This is a genomic window from Allobosea sp. 05T433, from assembly GCF_056396065.1.
This window is the reverse complement of sequence record NZ_JBFTKS010000008.1, coordinates 86023-103974: the sequence shown is the minus strand read 5'-3', so window position 1 is coordinate 103974 and position 17952 is coordinate 86023. Positions and strand designations below refer to the sequence as shown.

Genomic DNA, 17952 nt, shown 5'->3' with positions numbered 1-17952 from the left:
CGCTCAGAACCTGTTCTTGGCTTCACGAAGGGCGGCGAAGACCTTGCCGGGTTCACCCCCGGCAAGGCCGGCAGAGGTTGCGAGCGCGGCTTGTCCGGCGCGGAAGAAGGGGTTGGTGGCCTTTTCCTCGCCGATCGTGGTCAGCGCCCAGAACCGCCCGGCCGCCTTGGCCGCTTCGGCCTCGGCGAGCCTGGTCTTCAGCACGGCATTGGCGGGATCCACGGACACCGCGAAACGGGCGTTGGCGAGGGTGTAGTCGTGCCCCGTGATCAGCTGGGTGTCGTCGGGCAGGGTCATGATCCGCGACAGCGACGTCCACATGGCGGGCAACTGCCCGGGCTGAACGCGTCCGCAACCCATGACGAAGACGACATCGCCTACGAGCGCGAGCCGGGTCTGCTCGCCGACAAAGGTCAGATGCCCATCGGCGTGGCCGGGCGTGTGCCAGACGTCGAAGACGAAGCCTCCGAGTGGAACGCGATCGCCTTCGCCGACGACGGTGTCGACGGGGGCAGCGTCCCGGGCGTCMGCGGGGCCGTAGACTGTCGCGCCCGTGGCTTGCTTGAGCGCGGCGACGCCCTGGACATGGTCGAAATGGGAATGGGTGATGAAGATGTCGGAGATGGCCCAGCCCTTCTCCTCGGCTGCGGCCAGCACCTCCTTTGCGTCGGGGACGTCGACCGCCGCGCAGGCATGGGTCGCGGGATCGCGAATCAAGGCGCCGGCATTGTCGCTCAGCGTGCGGAAGATATGGATGTCGAGGGACATGGAAGGCTCCTGGCGCGGGAAGCGAAGGATAACCGCCGGGAGGCGATCAGCGCATCATGAATTGGGGCATGACCGGCACGCGATCAAGCATGGCCGTGTGCTGCCCGAGCAGAACCCGGTGCCCTTGCGTCGGCGCCACCGCCGGTCCATTTCATGTTCATGGCTCTCGACGTCGTCGACCTTCGCGCCTTCTATGCCAGTCCCCTCGGCCATGTCGCCCGGCGCTTCATCGGCCGGGCGATGCTGCGTTTCTGGCCGGATTGCGGACGCCAGCGCCTGCTCGGCCTGGGTTTCTGCACCCCCTACCTGACGGTGCTTGGCGCCAATGCCGAGCGCGTGCTCGCCTTCATGCCGGCGGCGCAAGGCGTGGTGAACTGGCCGTCGGAAGGTCTCTCGGCCTCGGCCTTGGTCGAGCCGACGCTGCTGCCCTTGCCGACAGCCTCGGTCGATAGGGTCGTGCTGGTTCATGCTCTTGAGGAGACAGAGAGCCCCGACGACCTGCTCGACGAGGTGGCGCGCGTGCTCAGTCCCGGTGGCCGCATGCTCGTCGTCGCGCCCAATCGCCGTGGGCTCTGGGCCCGGATGGACGGAACGCCCTTCGGTCACGGCCGCCCGTTCAGCCGCTCACAGCTCGAATCGCTGATGCGCGGCGCGACTTTCGCTCCGGAGAACTGGGCCGAGGCGCTCTATGTGCCCCCGCTCAAACGCAAGCTGTTCATGCGCTCCGCCCCAGCCTGGGAGCGGGTTGGCTCGGGGCTGTCGCTGCCCTTCGCTGGCGTCCATGTCATCGATGCGACCAAGCAGTTCTATCGCCGGGCGCCGCTGCGTGCGACGCGGCGCAGTTTTGCCTTTCGTCCCGTCCTGCTGCCCCAGCCCACCCCGACGCCACGATTGGGCGAAACGCCGGACAAGCGCCCGGCGGGTTGACAATCACAGCGTGGCACGGCCAAGGTCCGCCGCTTTTCGGGCCCCGGTCTTCCGTCTCCCCCTGCGGATCGACGGCCCCGCCCCAGAACTGGATCACAATGCGTAGCTATCTTGATTTCGAGAAACCGGTCGCCGAGCTTGAGGCGAAGGCGGATGAATTGCGTGCCCTGGATGCAAAGGGGGACGGCTATTCTCTGTCCGAGGAAATCGGAAAGCTCGATGCCAAGGCAAACCAGGCGCTCAAGGACCTCTATGGCGCCCTGACGCCCTGGCAGAAGACGCTGGTCGCCCGGCATCCGCAGCGACCGCATTTCATCGATTACTGTGCGGCGCTGATCACCGAATTCACGCCGCTTGCGGGCGACCGCGCCTTCGGCGAGGACGAGGCGATCGTCGGCGGTTTCGGGCGCTTCCGCGGCCAGCCGGTCTGCGTGATGGGGCAGGAGAAGGGCAACAGCACCGAGACCCGCATCCGGCACAATTTCGGCATGCCGAAGCCCGAGGGCTATCGCAAGGCTGTTCGTCTGGCCGAGCTTGCCGACCGTTTCGGCCTGCCGGTTCTGAGCTTCGTCGACACCGCCGGTGCCTATCCGGGGATCGAGGCCGAGGAGCGCGGGCAGGCGGAAGCGATTGCGCGCTCGACCGAGGCATGGCTCGGTCTGCGCAGCCCGAGCGTCGCGCTGGTGATCGGCGAGGGCGGATCAGGCGGCGCCATCGCCATCGCTGCCGCGAGCCGCGTGATGATGATGGAACATGCGATCTATTCGGTGATCTCGCCGGAGGGCGCTGCCTCGATTCTCTGGCGCGATACGGCGCGCGCGCAGGACGCCGCGACCGGCATGAAGATCACGGCGCAGGACCTGCTGAAGTTCGGCATTATCGACCGGATCGTCAGCGAGCCCACCGGAGGGGCGCATCGCGATCCCGAGATGGCGATTTCGCGCGCTGGCGATGCGATCGCAGCTGCCCTGTCCGATCTCGCGGGCCTCTCGGCCGAGCAGGTCGTCGCCCAGCGCGAGGAGAAATTCCTCGCGATCGGCCGCAGCCTTTGAGCTTCGCAATCCCGCTGTTTACGCTTCCTTTACCGTATGGCCAGATCTGACCCCCTTGTGGTAAGGAACGGTCAAGCCTAACGCTTCACAACCATGATGAGCGGCACGATTTTGCCGTCTTGAGCATAGAAGGTCGGCGACGACCGCTTGATCAATGGGATCGACGACGTGGCAGCAAGACACATCGCCCTCGTGGCGCTCGTTGCTTTGACCCTGGGCGCCTGCGAAGAGGAGCGGTATCGCGGCTCTGCGCGCCATAACATCCCGATCCCATCGGCGACCTATGCGCTGATGTCCGAGAAGGGCATGAGCAAGGATCAGCCGATCCTGATCCGCTCCTACAAGAAGGAGTCGGAGCTCGAGGTCTGGAAGCGCAAGGGCGATGGCCGCTACGAGTTGCTGAAGACCTTCCCGATGTGCCGCTGGTCCGGCCAGCTCGGTCCGAAGGTCCGCGAAGGCGATCGCATGGCGCCGGAGGGCTTCTATGCCATCTCCCCGGGGCAGATGAACCCGAATTCGTCCTATTATGTCTCATTCAACATGGGCTATCCCAATGCCTATGACCGGTCCCATGGGCGCACCGGTGCGCATTTGATGGTTCATGGCGCCTGCTCCTCGGCGGGCTGCTATTCGATGACCGACGATCAGATCGGCGAGATCTATGCGCTGGTGCGCGAAGCACAGGGCGCCGGCCAGAAGGCCGTGCAGATGCAGGCCTTCCCCTTCCGGATGACGCCGGAAAACCTCGCCAAGCACCGGCTCGACCCCAATATCGCCTTCTGGAAGAACCTGAAGGAAGGCTCGGACTATTTCGAGGTCGCCAAGGATGAGCCGAGCGTCGGCGTCAGCGGCGGCCGCTATGTCTTCAACGGTGGCAATCTCGGCGCGGCCGTGGCGCAGAAGCGCCAGCAGGATGACGTCCAGGTTGCGGCGCTGGTGGCCAAGGGCACACCGGCGGTGAAGCTGATCTATGATGACGGCGACCAGCATAACTCCTTCAAGCAGGCTCTCGTCGCGGGCGGTTCCGATTCGCTGAACAGGTCGGCATCCTGGGCTTCGCGGGATGTCGGCATCAGCCGCCCGGACGCGCTGACCGTTGGCCCGCGCGTCGTCGTGCTGGACGACAAGGGACGGACCAAGGCGACCGTGCGTGCGGCTTCGGCGGACAATGAGGCCGTGCTTGCGGCTGTCGCCTCCGCGCCGGCCGAAGTGGCGGCGACGCCGGCTGCTGCTCCCGCTGTGGTGGTCAAGCCCGCCGCTGCGCCGGCCGCGGCCGTCGCCGCGACCCAGGTGGCCAAGGTCCTGCCGGGTGCTGCCCAGCAGGTGCCAGTCGTTGCCAGCGCGGTGCCGGCGGCCCCTGCCGTGGGCACCGTCGCTGATAACCGCCCCTTCTATCAGCGTGCGCTGAGCTTCGTGCCCTTGATCGGAGGCTCGGCGCAGCCTGTGGAGGCGCCTGTGGCCGCGCCAGTCGCTTCCGTGGTCCCGGCGAAGCCGACCAATGTGCGCACGCCGCTGCCGCCGCGTCGGGCAGACACGCTGCGCACGACGCAACTCGACCAGTCGAACGCTGCCTATTCGAGCCAGTCCGCGACCCGTTGAGTCTCCTTTGTCACGCATTCGATGCGTGACAAAAATATCACCAGATCCTGACTTCCTCGCAGAAGCTCATTTTGACAGCGCAGATGCCGCCCGACGGGCGGCTTCTGCGATTTTCCTGTGCAGGATGCCAAAAAGCTCGTCTTGCTGAGAATCCGGTTCCATCGGCCTGATTGGGGCAGAAACGCGGCAATTCGCGCGCGGTTTCTGTCTTTTGACGGAGCTACTGATGGTTCTCGATCTGATACGTCTTCCGGCGACTGGCGCGGCGCTGTCGCTCGCCATGTTTGCTGGTGCGGCCCAGGCATCCGACCTGCCAAGCAAGAAGGGTCCGCCGCCGGCACCGGTTCCGCCGAGCATCACCTGGATCGATGCTGCGGTCAGCATCAAGGGCGTGACCGACTACGTTTTCCGCGGCATCTCGCAGACGGACCGCAAGCCCGGCGCCCAAGGCTCGGTGGAGCTGCAGTTCTATGACAACCTGTTCTATCTCGGCGTCTTCGGTGCCAATGTCGATCTCGCGACCAGCCCGCCCGCCGAGATCGACTTCTATGGCGGTATCCGTCCGAAATTCGGCCCGGTCACCTTCGACCTGGGCGTGATCCAATATTATTATCCGAATGAGAAGCGCTTCATCGACGGGCTCGGCGTGATCTGGACGCCGCGCAATACCGATTTCACCGAGCTTGCCGGCAAGGTCTCCTATAACTGGGAGGACAAGGCCACGCTCGGCGCCAATGTCTTCTATGCCTGGGACTGGCTCGGCACGGGCGCAACGGGCACCTACGCTTCGCTGACGGCCAAGTACAATCTGCCCTTCCTCGAGGGTCTCTCGGTCTCTGGCGAGTTCGGCCGCTACTGGCTCGGCACCACCAGTACCAACATCGCGTTCCCGACGCCGATCCGGCTGCCCGACTACAATTACTGGAATGCCGGCCTGTCCTACACCTACAAGAACCTGACCGCCGATCTGCGCTATCACGACACCAACCTGTCCAAGGCCAACTGCTTCCTGCTGACCTCCGATCCGCGCGGGATCACCCGAGGCAACGCGGGAGGCGGCTATAGCTCGAACTGGTGCAACCCGACCGTAGTCGGGACGCTCTCCTTCGACATCACGGCCAGCAGCGTCGGGGTCTTCGCGCCGAAGTGACGCCGCGCGATCATGCAGGACAAACGAAGAGGGCCGCTCGTGAGAGCGGCCCTTTTTCATATTCCGAAGCTTGAGGCCACCGGGGTGTCAGGCGAACTGCCCGTGGCAGTGCTTGAACTTCTTGCCGGAGCCGCACGGGCAGGGCTCGTTGCGGCCGACCTTGCCCCAGCTCGATGGATCGGTCGGGTCACGGTCCACAACCGCGACCTCGCCCTCTTCGACTGCGGCATATTGCAGGCCGCTGCCGCCGTAATCGCCGAAGGCGGGAGCAGGCAGGGTATCCTGGGGTGGCAGGATGCCATCCTCCGGCTGATCGAAGCGGACCTCGATGCGCATCAGGTTGCCGGTGACCTGCTCGCGCAGATGGCCGATCAACCCGTCGAAGAGCTCGAAGGCTTCCTGCTTGTACTCGTTCAGCGGGTCGCGCTGGGCATAGCCGCGCCAGCCGACAACCTGGCGGAGATGGTCGAGCGTGACGAGATGCTCGCGCCAGAGATGGTCGAGCGTCTGCAGCAGCACCTGCTTCTCGACATAGGTCATGACCTCTTCGGTGTTGCGGGCGATGCGCTCGGCATAGGCCAGGTCGGCCTGGGTGCGGATGCGTTCGCGGAGTTCCGCGTCGGCGATGCCTTCCTCCTTGGCCCAGTCCTCGATCGGCAAATCGAGATTGAGGAAGTTATGGACGTCTTCGCGCAGGCCAGCAGCATCCCACTGCTCTGCATAGGCCTCTTCGGGGATGCGGCGGGTTACGACGTCCTCGACGACGCCGTGGCGCATGTCGTCGATGGTCTCGCGCACGCTCGCCTGGCGCATGAAATCGCGGCGCTGCTCGAAGACGACCTTGCGTTGGTCGTTCATGACGTCGTCGTATTTCAGGATGTTCTTGCGGATGTCGAAGTTGCGCGCCTCGACCTTGCCCTGCGCCTTCTCGACGGCCTTGTTGATCCAGGGATGGACGATGGCCTCGTCCTCCTTGAGGCCGAGCTTCTGCAGCATTCCGTCCATGCGGTCGGAGCCGAAGATCCGCATCAGATCGTCCTGCAGCGACAGGAAGAATTTCGAGCGGCCCGGGTCGCCCTGGCGGCCGGCACGGCCACGGAGCTGGTTGTCGATGCGCCGGCTCTCATGGCGCTCGGTACCGACGATGTAGAGTCCGCCAGCCTTGAGCACGCGCTGCTTGAAGTCGGCGACCTCGGCGCGGATCGCCTTGGCCTTCTCGTCACGCTCGGGCCCTTCGGGCATGTCGCGCAGATCGTGCTGGATCCGCATCTCGGCATTGCCGCCGAGCTGGATGTCAGTGCCACGGCCGGCCATGTTGGTGGCGATGGTGATCGCCCCTGGGGCGCCAGCCTGGGCGACGATATAGGCTTCCTGCTCGTGGAAGCGGGCGTTCAGCACGGCGAAATACTTGGATGGCTTGCCCTGGCGGGCGGCCTCATAGATCGGCTCCAAAGCGTTCGGAGCGCTGAAATCGATCTGCTTGAAGCCTTCCTTGCTCAGCATTTCGGCGACGAGCTCGGAGCGCTCGATCGACGTGGTGCCGACCAGCATGGGCTGGCCATTGTCCTGCGAGGCCTTGATTTCGCGGATAACGCCACGGACCTTTTCCTCGAAGGTGCGATAGACCTCGTCATCCTCGTCGAGGCGCGCGACGGGGACGTTGGTCGGGATCTCGAGCACTTCCAGCTTGTAGATCTGGAAGAACTCGTCAGCTTCGGTCGAGGCCGTACCGGTCATGCCGGCGAGCTTAGAATAGAGCCGGAAATAGTTCTGGAAGGTGATGGAGGCGAGCGTCGCGTTCTCGGGCTGGACCGTGACGTGCTCCTTGGCCTCCAGGGCCTGGTGCAGGCCCTCGGAGTAGCGCCTGCCGGGCATCATGCGGCCGGTGAACTCATCGATGATCACGACTTCGTCGTTGCGGACGATGTAATCCTTGTCGCGGGTGAACAGCGAGTGGGCGCGCAGGGCCTGGTTGACGTGATGGACCAGCGTGACGTTGGCCGCGTCGTAGAGATCGCCTTCCTTGAGCAGATCGGCCTGGCGCAGCAGCTCCTCGATATGCTCGTTGCCGGCCTCGGTCAGGGAGACGGCGCGCTGCTTCTCATCGACTTCGAAATCGGTCTTGACCAGCGAGGGGATGAGCTTGTCGATCATGACATAAAGATCGGACTTGTCGTCGAGCGGGCCGGAAATGATCAGCGGCGTGCGGGCTTCGTCGACCAGGATCGAATCGACCTCGTCGACGATCGCGAAATGGTGGCCGCGCTGCGACATCTGCGCGACGTCGTATTTCATGTTGTCGCGCAGATAGTCGAAGCCGAATTCGTTGTTGGTGCCGTAGGTGATGTCGCTGGCATAGGCGCGCTGGCGCTCGTCGTCATCGATGCCGTGGACGATGATGCCGGTGGTCAGGCCGAGGAAGTTGTAGAGCTTGCCCATCCATTCGGCGTCGCGGCGGGCTAGGTAGTCGTTGACCGTGACGACATGGACGCCCTTGCCTTCAAGCGCGTTGAGATAGGTCGGCAGCGTCGCGACCAGCGTCTTGCCTTCGCCGGTCTTCATTTCCGAGATCGCACCCTCGTGCAGCACGATACCGCCGATGAGCTGGACATCGTAGGGCCGCTGGCCGAGCACGCGCTTGGCAGCTTCGCGCACGGTTGCGAAGGCCGGCACGAGCAGATCGTCGAGCTTGGCGCCGTTCGCCAATTGCTGGCGGAATTCCTGAGTACGGGCCTGCAGCGCCTCATCGCTGAGGGCGGCGACTTCCTTTTCGAGGGCATTGATCGCGGCGACGCGAGGGGCATAGCCCTTGACGCGCCGGTCATTCGACGAGCCGAAGAGTTTCTTTGCGAGCGCGCCAAGCATGTCTGGCCTTCTTTCGGTGCCTGGCTCGCGGCGGCGCATGGTCATCATCCTGCGCCGACGGAAGCCGGATTATCTCAATTCGACCGCGTGTTTAGACGCGTGCGGGTGCGGGGTCCAGCGTCGCTTTTGCCGGAGCCGGCGCGCTGATCGTGAGGCATCGCTCGCCGGGATGTGGGGTTTTGCACCGCAGGTGCCAAGGGGATCGGTGGCGGGGATGTAAAAAGCGCCTGCGGATTACCGAAAAGCAATCTTCAGGCAACCTCTAAGTGGCTCAATCGCCTTGCCTTCGCCGTGTTCAACTGGCAGTGGAGCGCCAGCATTATTCTGGACATCAGCGAAAGGCCGTCCCGATGAAATTGTCCCGTTTCGCCATGCTGCCGCTTGGGCTTGCATTGGCCGGCGCACCGATGCTTGCCCTGCCGGCCTTCGCTCAGGCGGACAAGGTCGTGGCCAAGGTCGACGGAATCGCGATCACCGAGCGCGACATGACGCTTGCCAGCGAAGATCTGGGCGAACGCCTCGCGCAGCTCCCCGAAGACCGCAAGCGCGACGAGGTGATCAACTACCTCGTCGACCTCAAGCTTGGGGCCAAGGCTGCCGTAGCAGCCAAGATCGCGGAAGGGCCGGATTTCGCGTCGCGCCTCGCCTATTACCGCGAGAAGGTGCTGCTCGACGAGTATCTGACGCGCGAGGCCAAGAAGGCTGCGACGCCGGAAGCGGCGAAGAAGCTCTTCGAAGATACCGTCAAGGCCATGGCGCCCGAGGAAGAGGTGCATGCGCGCCACATCCTGGTCGAGGATGAAGCCAAGGCCAAGGACGCTGCGGCACGGGTGAAGAAGGGCGAGGATTTCGCCAAGGTCGCAGCCGAGCTCTCCAAGGATCCTGGTTCGGGCAAGGAAGGCGGCGATCTCGGCTGGTTCACGAAGGAGCGCATGGTTCCGCAGTTCTCGGAGGCTGCCTTCAAGCTCGAGAAGGGACAGATCTCGGAGCCGGTGCAGAGCCAGTTTGGGTGGCATGTCATCAAGGTCGAGGACAAGCGCTCCAAGCCGCTGCCCAAGTTCGAGGATGTCAAGCCGCAGATCGACCAGTATCTCGAGCGCAAGGCCCAGCAGGACATCGTGCTGGCGATGCGCGAGAAGGCCAAGGTCGAGCGGCTGGACAAGCCAGCCGAGAAGCCCGCGGACAAGCCGGCCGAGCCGAAGAAGCCCTGAGCGGCTGATCGTTGCTCCGTTCCCGGGCCTGGCCCGGTAATTTCAGGGAGAATTGCGACATGATGCCCGGGGCAAACCCGGGCATCATGCGTTTGGGCTCTGCATTTCCAACTCTTGTCTTCCGTCCGCTGCTGCGGCACATCGGACGCCTCGTTTCAGGAGATGCTTCGATGGCTGGCAAGGATGTTCCCGTTTCCCCGCTCGCGCCGAAACGCCAGCCCAAGGTCCCGGCCGTGCCGGGCGTGCGTTTTGCCACCGCCGAAGCGGGCATTCGCTACAAGGGGCGGACAGATGTGGTCTTCATGCTGCTCGACGAGGGTACGCAGGCCGCCGGTGTCTTCACCCGCTCGAAATGCCCCTCCGCGCCGGTCGACTGGTGCCGTGAGAACCTGGCGCAAGGCAAGGCGCGGGCGATCGTCGTCAATTCCGGCAACGCCAATGCCTTTACCGGCCTCAAGGGCCGCGATTCCGTCAAGCTGACCGCCGAGATCGCCGCCAAGGCGGCCGGCTGCAAGCCGCAGGAGGTTTTCATCGCCTCCACAGGCGTGATCGGCGAGCCGCTGGATGCGACGAAGTTCGAGGGCGTCCTGAAGGACTGCGCCTCCCGCGCGGCGGACGGCCCGTGGATCGATGCGGCCAAGGCGATCATGACCACCGACACCTTCCCCAAGGCGCTCTCGCGTAAGGCGAAGATCGACGGGCATGAGGTGGTCATCGCCGGCATTGCCAAGGGCGCCGGCATGATCGCGCCCGACATGGCGACGATGCTCTCCTTCGTCTTCACCGACGCGCCGATTGCCGCGCCGGTGTTGCAGGCGCTGCTTTCCAAGGGCGTCAAGGGTTCATTCAATGCCGTCACGGTCGACAGCGACACCTCGACCTCCGACACGCTGATGCTGTTCGCCACGGGGAAGGCGGCGGCGCGCGGCGTGCCGGAGATCACCGAGGTCAATGATGCACGCCTCTCCGGCTTCAAGCGTGCGCTCAATGCATTGCTTCTCGAGCTGTCCCATCTCGTCTGCAAGGACGGCGAAGGTGCGCGGAAATTCGTCGAGGTGCGGGTCACCGGTGCCACCTCCGCGCGCTCTGCCAAGCGCGTTGCGCTCTCGATCGCGAATTCGCCGCTGGTCAAGACGGCGATCGCCGGCGAGGACGCCAATTGGGGCCGCGTCGTCATGGCCGTCGGCAAGGCCGGCGAGCCGGCCGATCGCGACAGGCTCGACATCTCCTTCGGCGACATCACGGTCGCGAAGCAGGGCGCCCGTGCGCCGTCCTATGACGAGACCGCCGTCTCCGACTACATGAAGGGCGACGACATCGTCATCACGGCCGATCTCGGGCTGGGCCGGGGCAAGTCCACCGTCTGGACCTGCGATCTCACCAAGGCCTATGTCGAGATCAATGGCGATTATCGCTCCTGAGGCGACCGCTCCGGCTGAACCCAGCCGGAGCTTCATCGTCGGCAATCTGTTCCTCTGCTCGTTCTTCTGGGGCTGCAGCTTCCTGTTCATCAAGCTGATGAGCGGCGAGGTGCCGCCGCTGGCCGTCGCGGCGGGGCGCGGTCTGCTCGGGGCGACAGCGCTGGCCCTTTGGGTGAGCTTTCTCGGGCAGAGCCCATTGCCCCGGCGGCATGAACTCCGGCACTGGCTCGTGCTCGGCACCACCAATGGCTGGGTGCCGAATGTGCTCGTCGCCTATGCGCTGACGCAGCTCGCCAGCGGGCCTGCGGCGATGATCCAGGCCGCCGGTCCGCTGGTGACCGCGATCTTCGCGCATTTTCTCTTTGCGGAGGAGCGGCTTTCCGGCCGCCGTGTCCTTGGCGTCCTGCTCGGGATGGTCGGCGTCGCGATCCTGATCGGCCCCCGCCTGGTCGCAGGCGGCGCGACTGCCTATGGCGTCGCCGCCATGGTCGGTGTGATGCTGGCCTATGCTGCCGGGAATCTCTATGTCCGTGCCGTGCCTGCCCCAGCCGGAAATCCCGCGCGCCTCGCGCTCGGCCAGCAGGTCGTCTCCGGGATTGTCGCGCTTGGGCTGACACTCGTCTTCATCGGGCCCGCCGGACTGCTTCCGATCCAGAATCACCTGCCTGTCATGCTAGCGCTCGGAGTCGCCTCGACGGCGGTCCCGATGGCGATCTTCATGAAGCTGATCCGTGCGGCGGGGCCGACGCGGGCGGCGATGACCGGCTATCTCGTTCCCACCGTCGCGACCGTCATGGGTGTGCTCATCCTTGGTGAAACACTGGAGCTGCGGCAGCTCGTCGGGGGCTGCATCATCCTCGTCGGGGTGTTTCTGGTCTCGACGGCACGACGGGTGAGGGAGGCCTGAGCCGCACCCGGGGGCGGCGCTTGCCTTGCTCCTCGGGGCCGAGCGTCCTCGCGAAGGAGATCCGGCCGCGAGGCGGATGCGCTCACCGGAACAGACGGTTCGGCCTATGACGCGGCCACCGTTGACGGTAAGGAGCGTGAGCCATCGCCTCCTCTCCGGGACCTGAGCCTTCGTGAAACTGCTTCTCGTTGTTGCCTGTGCACTGATCGATACCGACAACCGCGTTCTCGTCACGCAGCGTCCGGAGGGCAAGTCGCTTGCCGGACTGTGGGAATTCCCCGGCGGCAAGCTCGAAGCGGGGGAGCGGCCGGAGCCGGCGCTGATCCGCGAGCTGTCTGAGGAACTCGGCATCAGCGTGAAAGAGGACTGCCTGGCGCCCCTGACCTTCGCGAGCTACGCCTATCCGGAATTCCACCTGCTGATGCCGCTCTATATCTGCCGGCGTTGGGAAGGTGCGGTCGTCTCCGCAGAAGGTCAGGCGCTGAAATGGGTGCGGCCCGGCAAGCTGCGGGATCTCGCCATGCCGCCGGCCGACGAGCCGCTGATCCCGCACCTGATCGATCTCTTGGGGGCGTGACGGGCTGTTCGAGGCCGCGTCAGGCCCGGGAGAGGACCTTCTGGAAACAGGTCGACTGCGTGTCGGTATAGCCCAGGTGCTCGTAGAACTGCTTGACCCTGGCGTTGTCGCCGCGGACGAGCAGGTTCAGCTTCCACACCCCACGTTCGGCGAGCCAGTGCTCGGCCGCGTCCATGATGCGGCGGCCAAGGCCCTGGCCCTGATGCTCCGGATCAGCCGCGACGTAGTAGACCCAGCCGCGATGTCCATCCTCGCCGACCATCACCGTTGCGACGATCGTGCCGTCCAGCACTGCGACCAGGACGGTCGAGTGCGAATCACGGCGAGCAAAGGCGATATCGGTTTCAGGGTCGTTCCAGCGGCGCGCGATGCCGGCGGCGCGCCAGAGAGAGCTGACCTGTTCGACGTCATCATCGCCGATATCGCGGATCAAGAGTGAGTCCGTCACGCGCTACCCCTCGGTTCAGGCACTTGGCTCTCGTGTCTGCATCGGCTTTCCGGAAAACCGCAATCCACTTTTCGGGCCGATGCTTTAGCGATCCGCGACCAATTCCAACGTCACGATCAAGGCCTCCCGCGTCAGCTCCGCCATTGGCATCTGCGCCTTGTAGGCCCTGGTCTTCTCACCGGGGTTCATCACCAGGATCACCGTCTCGGTGCCGGGGCAGGCGGGGTCTGCACAGAGGATCTCGTTGACGGCGATCGCGGCCCGCTCCGGCAGGCCGAGGAGGTCCCGGGTCTCGGCCTTGATCCGGGTGGCCGCTTCCGAAGCGACGGCCTTGCCCGCAGGGTCCTTGCCGAAGAGGCCGAAGCGCATCGCTCAGGTCGGCAGGGTCAGGATGCCGGCCGCACCATCCTCGGCGCCGAAGGCGAGGCGCTTGCCAAGCTTGTCCCAGGCGAAGGCCGTGATACCGCTGGCCTTGAGCGGAGGGCGCACCAGCAGCTCGGAGGCATCGGTCAGCCGGACCAGCAGGATGCAGCCATCGTCATAGCCGACGGCCAGCACGAGCGCCTTGGGGTGGAAGGCGACGCGGGTGACCTTGGCATGGCGCGCGCCGCACTCGCGCGGGGCCTTGCCCGTCGGGCCTTCGCCCTGGAAGGGCCAGATGATGGCCGCATCCGCGCCGCTGGAGGCGAGCCAGAGCCCGTCATGCGACCAGGACAGCGAGCGTGGCTTTGCCGGATAGCCTGTCATGCGCATATGCGTCGGCTTGTCGCCGAGGCGCCAGCCGTGCAGCGCGTTCTCCTGCATCGACGAGACGACGAAGCGGCCGTCGGCGGACCAGGTCACGTCGAGATGCGACCCCTTCCATTCCAGGAATTCAGGCTTCGCTTCGGTGTTCGGATACCAGAGCGAGACGCCGTTCATCTGCGCGACGGCGAGCCTGTACCCCTTAGGTGCAAAGACGAGGCCCTGCGGTGTCGAGGCGAAGTCGAAGGACCGGAGCTTGCCCTTGTCGTCGCGGGCATGGACGGTCTTTCCGGTGTTCCAGGCGATGGCACCCGAGCCTGAGAACGTCACGGCATCGATCCAGCGCCGCTTGGGATCACGGTAGATCTCGACCGGCTCACCCTCGGCCGCCGTGGCGACGACACGTCCGTCATCGCCGCCGCTGATCAGGCGCTCGCCATCGGAGCAGGCGGAGAGGATACCGCCAGCATGGGCGTCAATGCTCTCGGCCTCACCGTCATGCCAGCGCAGCACGCGCCCGTCGGCGAGCGCAAACACCAGCGTCTGCTTGAGCCATGAAGCCGAGACGACATGCTCGCCGGCCGTGACCGGGACGACATGCTCGCGGAGCGAAACGGGTTTTGTCTGCGTGTCCATGGCGTGGCTTTAGCTCACGCCGCGCAGGCCATAAACCCCTTGCGCAACTCGTTCTCGTCGAGATCGCGGCCGATGAAGACGAGACGCGATTCACGCTTCTCGTCTGCCTTCCAGTCACGCTGCAGATCGCCGTCGAGAATCATGTGCACGCCCTGGAAAACGAAGCGGCGCGGCTCGTTCTTGAAGGACAGGATGCCCTTGGAACGCAGGATGTTGGGACCCTGCGCCTGAGAGATGTCGTTGATCCACGGCATGAACTTGTCGGGATCGACATCGCCGGGGATCGTGAACGACATCGAGCGCACATCATCGGAATGATGATGGTGATGGCCGGACTCGAGAAAATCGGGCTCGATGTCGAGAATCCGATCGAGATCGAAGGCGTTGCGGTCGAGCAGCTTGTCGATCGCGACGTCGCAGCGGGTCGCCTTGTGCAGCTTGGCATAGGGGTTGATCGCGCGGATCGCCGCCTCGACCCCGGCCAGTTCCTCGGCCGTGACCAGATCGGTCTTGTTGAGAATGATGACGTCGGCAAAGGCGATCTGGTTCTTCGCCTCGGGAGCATCCTTCAGGCGGTCCTTCAGCCATTTGGCGTCGGTCACGGTGACGACGGCGTCGAGCTTGGTCGCATCGCCGACATCCTGGTCGACGAAGAAGGTCTGTGCGACGGGGGCCGGGTCGGCGAGGCCGGTGGTCTCGACGATGATCGCGTCGAACTTGCCCTTGCGCTTCATCAGCCCGTCGAGGATGCGGATCAGGTCGCCGCGGACGGTGCAGCAGATGCAACCGTTGTTCATCTCGAAGACTTCCTCGTCGGCGCCGACGACGAGGTCGCCATCGATGCCGGCCTCGCCGAACTCGTTGACGATCACGGCGAACTTCTTGCCGTGGTCTTCGGTGAGGATGCGGTTGAGGAGCGTGGTCTTGCCGGCTCCGAGATAGCCGGTGAGCACGGTAACGGGGATCTTTTCAGACATGGGACGACCTGATTGCTGCCGAGTGCCGCTCGTCAGCGCAGCTTACGCTGCGCCTGTGCCGAGCGCCTTTTCGATCTGCCTTATATTGTGTCGCATCATCTCGATGTAAGTCCCGGCAGGGCCGGATGCGGTCGAGAGTGCATCGGAGTAGAGCCGGCCGCCGATCTTGGCTCCGGTTTCGCGCGCGATCTGCTCGATCAACCGGGGATTGGTGATATTCTCGAGGAAGACCGCCGGAATTTTCTGCGCCTTAACCTGGCGAATGATGCGCGCCACGTCCCTGGCCGAGGCTTCAGCCTCGGTCGAAACACCCTGTGGCGCCACGAATTCAATGCCATAGGCCCTGACGAAATAACCAAAGGCATCGTGCGACGTGATGGCCTTGCGTCGGTCGACCGGGATGCGGGCTACGGCAGCCTGGATCTCGCCTTGAAGTCCATCGAGCTTGCCGAGATAGGCCGCGGCATTGGCCTCGTAAGCCACCTTGCCGGCAGGGTCGGCCGCGCTCAGCGCATCGCGGATATTCGCGACATAGAGCCTGGCGTTGACGACGCTCTGCCAGGCATGAGGGTCGTCCCCGCCCGCATGATCATGGCCGCCCGACTTGCCGTGGTCATGATCGTCGTCCTGCAGCTTCAGGGGAGAGATTGCCCGCGTCGCCGTCACGACGGTTGCGCTCGTGCCGGAGGACTTGATCAGCCGGGACAACCAGCCTTCGAATTTGAGCCCGTTGATCAGGACCAGCTTCGCCGCCGCCACGCTCTTCGCATCGGCCGGCGTCGGCGAATAGACATGCGCATCGCCATCAGGGCCGACGAGAATCGTCACCGCGACGCGTTCGCCGCCGATCTCCCTGGCGAAGTCGCCAAGGATCGAGAAGCTCGCAACGACCGGCAGTTTCTCCTGGGCACGCGCGATCAGCGGCGCGGCCGAGAGGGCCAGTCCCGCGGTGAGCCCGGCGATGAGGCAACGACGATTCAACATGCGGCTTTCCAGCGAATAATGAAACACTATAACATTACTAACGTTGGAGATGGGACCGAGGCAAGAGCCGGCGTGCGAGCCCGCCCTGCGTGCCGAACAGGAGTGAGCCGAGATAGAGTGCGCCGGCGGACAGGATGACGGCTGGGCCCGCGGGAAGATTGCTGCCGGCCGAGTATGAGACAACCAGCCCGGCATAGCCGGACAGGATACCGAAACCGGAGGCGAGCAGGATCAGTCGCGTGATGTCGGCTGTCCAGAAGCGCGCTGCGGCAGCAGGCAGCATCATCAGGCCGACCGCAAGCAGGGTGCCGAGCGCATGGAAACCGGCGACCAGATTGAGCACGACGAGGCCAAGGAAGGTGAGATGCACGACACCGCCGGAGCGGCTGACCGAGCGCAGGAAGCCCGGATCGACGCATTCGAGCACGAGAGGGCGATAGGCCAAGGCCAGCGTGACCAGGGTCAGTGTCGCGACACTCGAAAGCAGCACCAGCACATCGTCATCCAGCGCCAGCACATTGCCGAACAGGACATGGAAAAGGTCGACCGCCGAGCCGCGCAGCGAGACGATGGTGACGCCGAGCGCCAGTGAGATCAGGTAGAAGGCGGCAAGCGAGGCATCCTCCTTCATCACGGTCAGCCGGGCGACCGCGCCGGCCGCCAGCGCGACGGCAAAGCCGGCGACGAGGCCGCCAATCGTCATGGCTGGCAGCGAGAACCCGGCGACGAGATAGCCGATGGCAGCGCCGGGCAGGATCGCATGTGCCATGGCGTCGCCGGTCAGGCTCATGCGTCGCAGCATCAGGAAGACGCCGATCGGCGCGCCGGAGACGGCGAGCGCGAAGACGCCGACAAGGGCCCGGCGCATGAAGTCGAATTCGGCGAAGGGGCCGATGAAAATATCGTGGAGCATCGGCGTGCCAGGTTTGCGGAAGGTTCAGGCCGCGTCGCGGTCGCAGGCGGGCGCATGGCTGTCGAAAGCCTCGACCATGCGCCGGGCCTTGAGCTGGTTTTCAGGCGTCAGGACGTCGTTGGTCGCGCCCCAGGCGACAGCCTCCCGGGCCAGCAGCAGCGTCTCGGGGAAGGCGCGTTTCACCGTCTCGATATCGTGGAGGACGGCAACCACGGTGCGCGCCTCGCCATGCCAGCGTTGAACCAAGGCGAGCAGATCGGCCGTGGTCCGAGCATCGATGGCGGTGAAGGGTTCGTCGAGCAGAATGATATCGGCGTCCTGCAGCAGCAGGCGGGCGAAGAGCGCGCGCTGCATCTGGCCGCCGGAGAGATTGCCGATGGGGCGGCGCTCGAAGCCGGTCAGGCCGACGGCGGCGATCGCTTCCTCGATCCTGGTCCTCGCTCCAAAGCCGATGCGGCCGAAGATGCCGGCCTTGCCCCACAGCCCCATGGCAACGAGATCGTAGACATGGATTGGGAAGGAACGATCGAGCTCCGCCGATTGCGGGAGATAGGCGAGGCGCTTGCCGCGGGCGAGAGTCAGGTGCCCGTCGAGCGGGGTCAAGGCACCGGCAATGGCCTTCAGCAGCGTCGATTTTCCGGCGCCATTCGGTCCGACGATCGCAGTCAGGCTTCCGGCGGCGATTTCGCCGGAGAGGTGATGAACCGCCGGGTGACGGTCATACCCGAGCGTGAGGTCATCGAGGCGAATGGCGGGCACGAAGGGCAGCTTTC

General features: G+C 64.9%; 17 protein-coding genes. 8 read left to right on the top strand and 9 right to left on the bottom strand.

All coding sequences use genetic code 11. The features are described 5' to 3' along the window. Nucleotides 1–3 precede the first annotated feature (3 nt). Entirely contained in the window at nucleotides 4–768 is a 765-nt protein-coding gene (gloB, locus tag AC1DGP_RS13495) for a hydroxyacylglutathione hydrolase (protein ID WP_441487856.1), read from the bottom strand. A gap of 159 nt (nucleotides 769–927) precedes the next feature. Between gloB and AC1DGP_RS13490 the strand changes: the two genes are divergently transcribed. The 4 genes from AC1DGP_RS13490 to AC1DGP_RS13475 all read left to right on the top strand — a co-directional run bounded on the left by AC1DGP_RS13490 (nucleotide 928) and on the right by AC1DGP_RS13475 (nucleotide 5496). After that, on the top strand, nucleotides 928–1695 hold the full coding sequence (locus AC1DGP_RS13490; RefSeq protein WP_441488330.1) for a class I SAM-dependent methyltransferase: 768 nt from the start codon (nucleotides 928–930) through the stop codon (nucleotides 1693–1695). A gap of 98 nt (nucleotides 1696–1793) precedes the next feature. Continuing rightward, the gene (locus AC1DGP_RS13485) at nucleotides 1794–2747 is read left to right on the top strand and encodes an acetyl-CoA carboxylase carboxyltransferase subunit alpha (RefSeq protein ID WP_441504299.1); all 954 of its coding nucleotides are present in this window, start codon (nucleotides 1794–1796) and stop codon (nucleotides 2745–2747) included. Nucleotides 2748–2915: 168 nt separating this feature from the next. Further along, nucleotides 2916–4346, top strand: a complete 1431-nt coding sequence (locus AC1DGP_RS13480) for a L,D-transpeptidase family protein (protein WP_441487858.1) — start codon at nucleotides 2916–2918, stop codon at nucleotides 4344–4346. Nucleotides 4347–4572: 226 nt separating this feature from the next. Then, nucleotides 4573–5496, top strand: a complete 924-nt coding sequence (locus AC1DGP_RS13475) for a TorF family putative porin (RefSeq protein WP_441487859.1) — start codon at nucleotides 4573–4575, stop codon at nucleotides 5494–5496. A gap of 87 nt (nucleotides 5497–5583) precedes the next feature. Here the strand turns inward: AC1DGP_RS13475 and secA are convergent, their stop codons facing one another. After that, nucleotides 5584–8361, bottom strand: coding sequence for a preprotein translocase subunit SecA (gene secA / locus AC1DGP_RS13470; protein ID WP_476832215.1), 2778 nt, complete (start codon nucleotides 8359–8361; stop codon nucleotides 5584–5586). A gap of 350 nt (nucleotides 8362–8711) precedes the next feature. Between secA and AC1DGP_RS13465 the strand changes: the two genes are divergently transcribed. The 4 genes from AC1DGP_RS13465 (at nucleotide 8712) to mutT (ending at nucleotide 12477) form a co-directional block, all read left to right on the top strand. After that, nucleotides 8712–9572 carry a peptidylprolyl isomerase gene (locus AC1DGP_RS13465; protein ID WP_441487861.1) on the top strand — a complete coding sequence of 287 codons (861 nt, stop codon included), beginning with the start codon at nucleotides 8712–8714 and terminating at the stop codon, nucleotides 9570–9572. Nucleotides 9573–9742: 170 nt separating this feature from the next. Continuing rightward, on the top strand, nucleotides 9743–10993 hold the full coding sequence (argJ, locus tag AC1DGP_RS13460) for a bifunctional glutamate N-acetyltransferase/amino-acid acetyltransferase ArgJ (protein WP_441487862.1): 1251 nt from the start codon (nucleotides 9743–9745) through the stop codon (nucleotides 10991–10993). Beyond that, nucleotides 10974–11900 (top strand): DMT family transporter, encoded by a 927-nt coding sequence (locus tag AC1DGP_RS13455; RefSeq protein ID WP_476832214.1) that lies wholly within the window; start codon nucleotides 10974–10976, stop codon nucleotides 11898–11900. Before argJ ends, AC1DGP_RS13455 begins: the two co-directional genes overlap by 20 nt. Before the next feature lie 172 nt (nucleotides 11901–12072). Then, nucleotides 12073–12477, top strand: coding sequence for an 8-oxo-dGTP diphosphatase MutT (gene mutT, locus AC1DGP_RS13450; protein ID WP_069879059.1), 405 nt, complete (start codon nucleotides 12073–12075; stop codon nucleotides 12475–12477). A 19-nt stretch (nucleotides 12478–12496) separates the two neighbouring features. Here mutT and AC1DGP_RS13445 read toward each other — a convergent pair whose 3' ends face one another. The 7 genes from AC1DGP_RS13445 to aztA form a co-directional block, all read right to left on the bottom strand. After that, nucleotides 12497–12925 carry a GNAT family acetyltransferase gene (locus AC1DGP_RS13445; RefSeq protein WP_476832213.1) on the bottom strand — a complete coding sequence of 143 codons (429 nt, stop codon included), beginning with the start codon at nucleotides 12923–12925 and terminating at the stop codon, nucleotides 12497–12499. An 84-nt stretch (nucleotides 12926–13009) separates the two neighbouring features. After that, nucleotides 13010–13294, bottom strand: a complete 285-nt coding sequence (locus tag AC1DGP_RS13440; protein WP_441487865.1) for a hypothetical protein — start codon at nucleotides 13292–13294, stop codon at nucleotides 13010–13012. A gap of 3 nt (nucleotides 13295–13297) precedes the next feature. Beyond that, nucleotides 13298–14305, bottom strand: coding sequence for a WD40 repeat domain-containing protein (locus AC1DGP_RS13435; RefSeq protein ID WP_476832212.1), 1008 nt, complete (start codon nucleotides 14303–14305; stop codon nucleotides 13298–13300). 14 nt (nucleotides 14306–14319) lie between these two features. After that, nucleotides 14320–15282, bottom strand: coding sequence for a CobW family GTP-binding protein (locus AC1DGP_RS13430; RefSeq protein ID WP_069879062.1), 963 nt, complete (start codon nucleotides 15280–15282; stop codon nucleotides 14320–14322). A 42-nt stretch (nucleotides 15283–15324) separates the two neighbouring features. Continuing rightward, nucleotides 15325–16266 (bottom strand): metal ABC transporter substrate-binding protein, encoded by a 942-nt coding sequence (locus tag AC1DGP_RS13425; protein WP_441504306.1) that lies wholly within the window; start codon nucleotides 16264–16266, stop codon nucleotides 15325–15327. A gap of 37 nt (nucleotides 16267–16303) precedes the next feature. Next, complete coding sequence (locus AC1DGP_RS13420; protein ID WP_441487868.1) at nucleotides 16304–17179, bottom strand: metal ABC transporter permease; 876 nt, start codon at nucleotides 17177–17179, stop codon at nucleotides 16304–16306. A gap of 24 nt (nucleotides 17180–17203) precedes the next feature. Beyond that, entirely contained in the window at nucleotides 17204–17938 is a 735-nt protein-coding gene (gene aztA / locus AC1DGP_RS13415; RefSeq protein WP_476775344.1) for a zinc ABC transporter ATP-binding protein AztA, read from the bottom strand. Between the last annotated feature and the right edge of the window lie 14 nt (nucleotides 17939–17952).

Bases quoted from the DNA above. Each gene is read 5' to 3' on its own strand.
- AC1DGP_RS13475 (WP_441487859.1), top strand. From the start codon at position 4,573: ATGGTTCTCGATCTGATACGTCTTCCGGCGACTGGCGCGGCGCTGTCG.
- AC1DGP_RS13485 (WP_441504299.1), top strand. From the start codon at position 1,794: ATGCGTAGCTATCTTGATTTCGAGAAACCGGTCGCCGAGCTTGAGGCG.
- AC1DGP_RS13420 (WP_441487868.1), bottom strand. From the start codon at position 17,179: ATGCTCCACGATATTTTCATCGGCCCCTTCGCCGAATTCGACTTCATG.
- AC1DGP_RS13465 (WP_441487861.1), top strand. From the start codon at position 8,712: ATGAAATTGTCCCGTTTCGCCATGCTGCCGCTTGGGCTTGCATTGGCC.
- AC1DGP_RS13430 (WP_069879062.1), bottom strand. From the start codon at position 15,282: ATGTCTGAAAAGATCCCCGTTACCGTGCTCACCGGCTATCTCGGAGCC.
- AC1DGP_RS13440 (WP_441487865.1), bottom strand. From the start codon at position 13,294: ATGCGCTTCGGCCTCTTCGGCAAGGACCCTGCGGGCAAGGCCGTCGCT.
- argJ (WP_441487862.1), top strand. From the start codon at position 9,743: ATGGCTGGCAAGGATGTTCCCGTTTCCCCGCTCGCGCCGAAACGCCAG.
- AC1DGP_RS13435 (WP_476832212.1), bottom strand. From the start codon at position 14,305: ATGGACACGCAGACAAAACCCGTTTCGCTCCGCGAGCATGTCGTCCCG.
- AC1DGP_RS13425 (WP_441504306.1), bottom strand. From the start codon at position 16,266: ATGTTGAATCGTCGTTGCCTCATCGCCGGGCTCACCGCGGGACTGGCC.
- AC1DGP_RS13490 (WP_441488330.1), top strand. From the start codon at position 928: ATGGCTCTCGACGTCGTCGACCTTCGCGCCTTCTATGCCAGTCCCCTC.
- secA (WP_476832215.1), bottom strand. From the start codon at position 8,361: ATGCTTGGCGCGCTCGCAAAGAAACTCTTCGGCTCGTCGAATGACCGG.
- AC1DGP_RS13455 (WP_476832214.1), top strand. From the start codon at position 10,974: ATGGCGATTATCGCTCCTGAGGCGACCGCTCCGGCTGAACCCAGCCGG.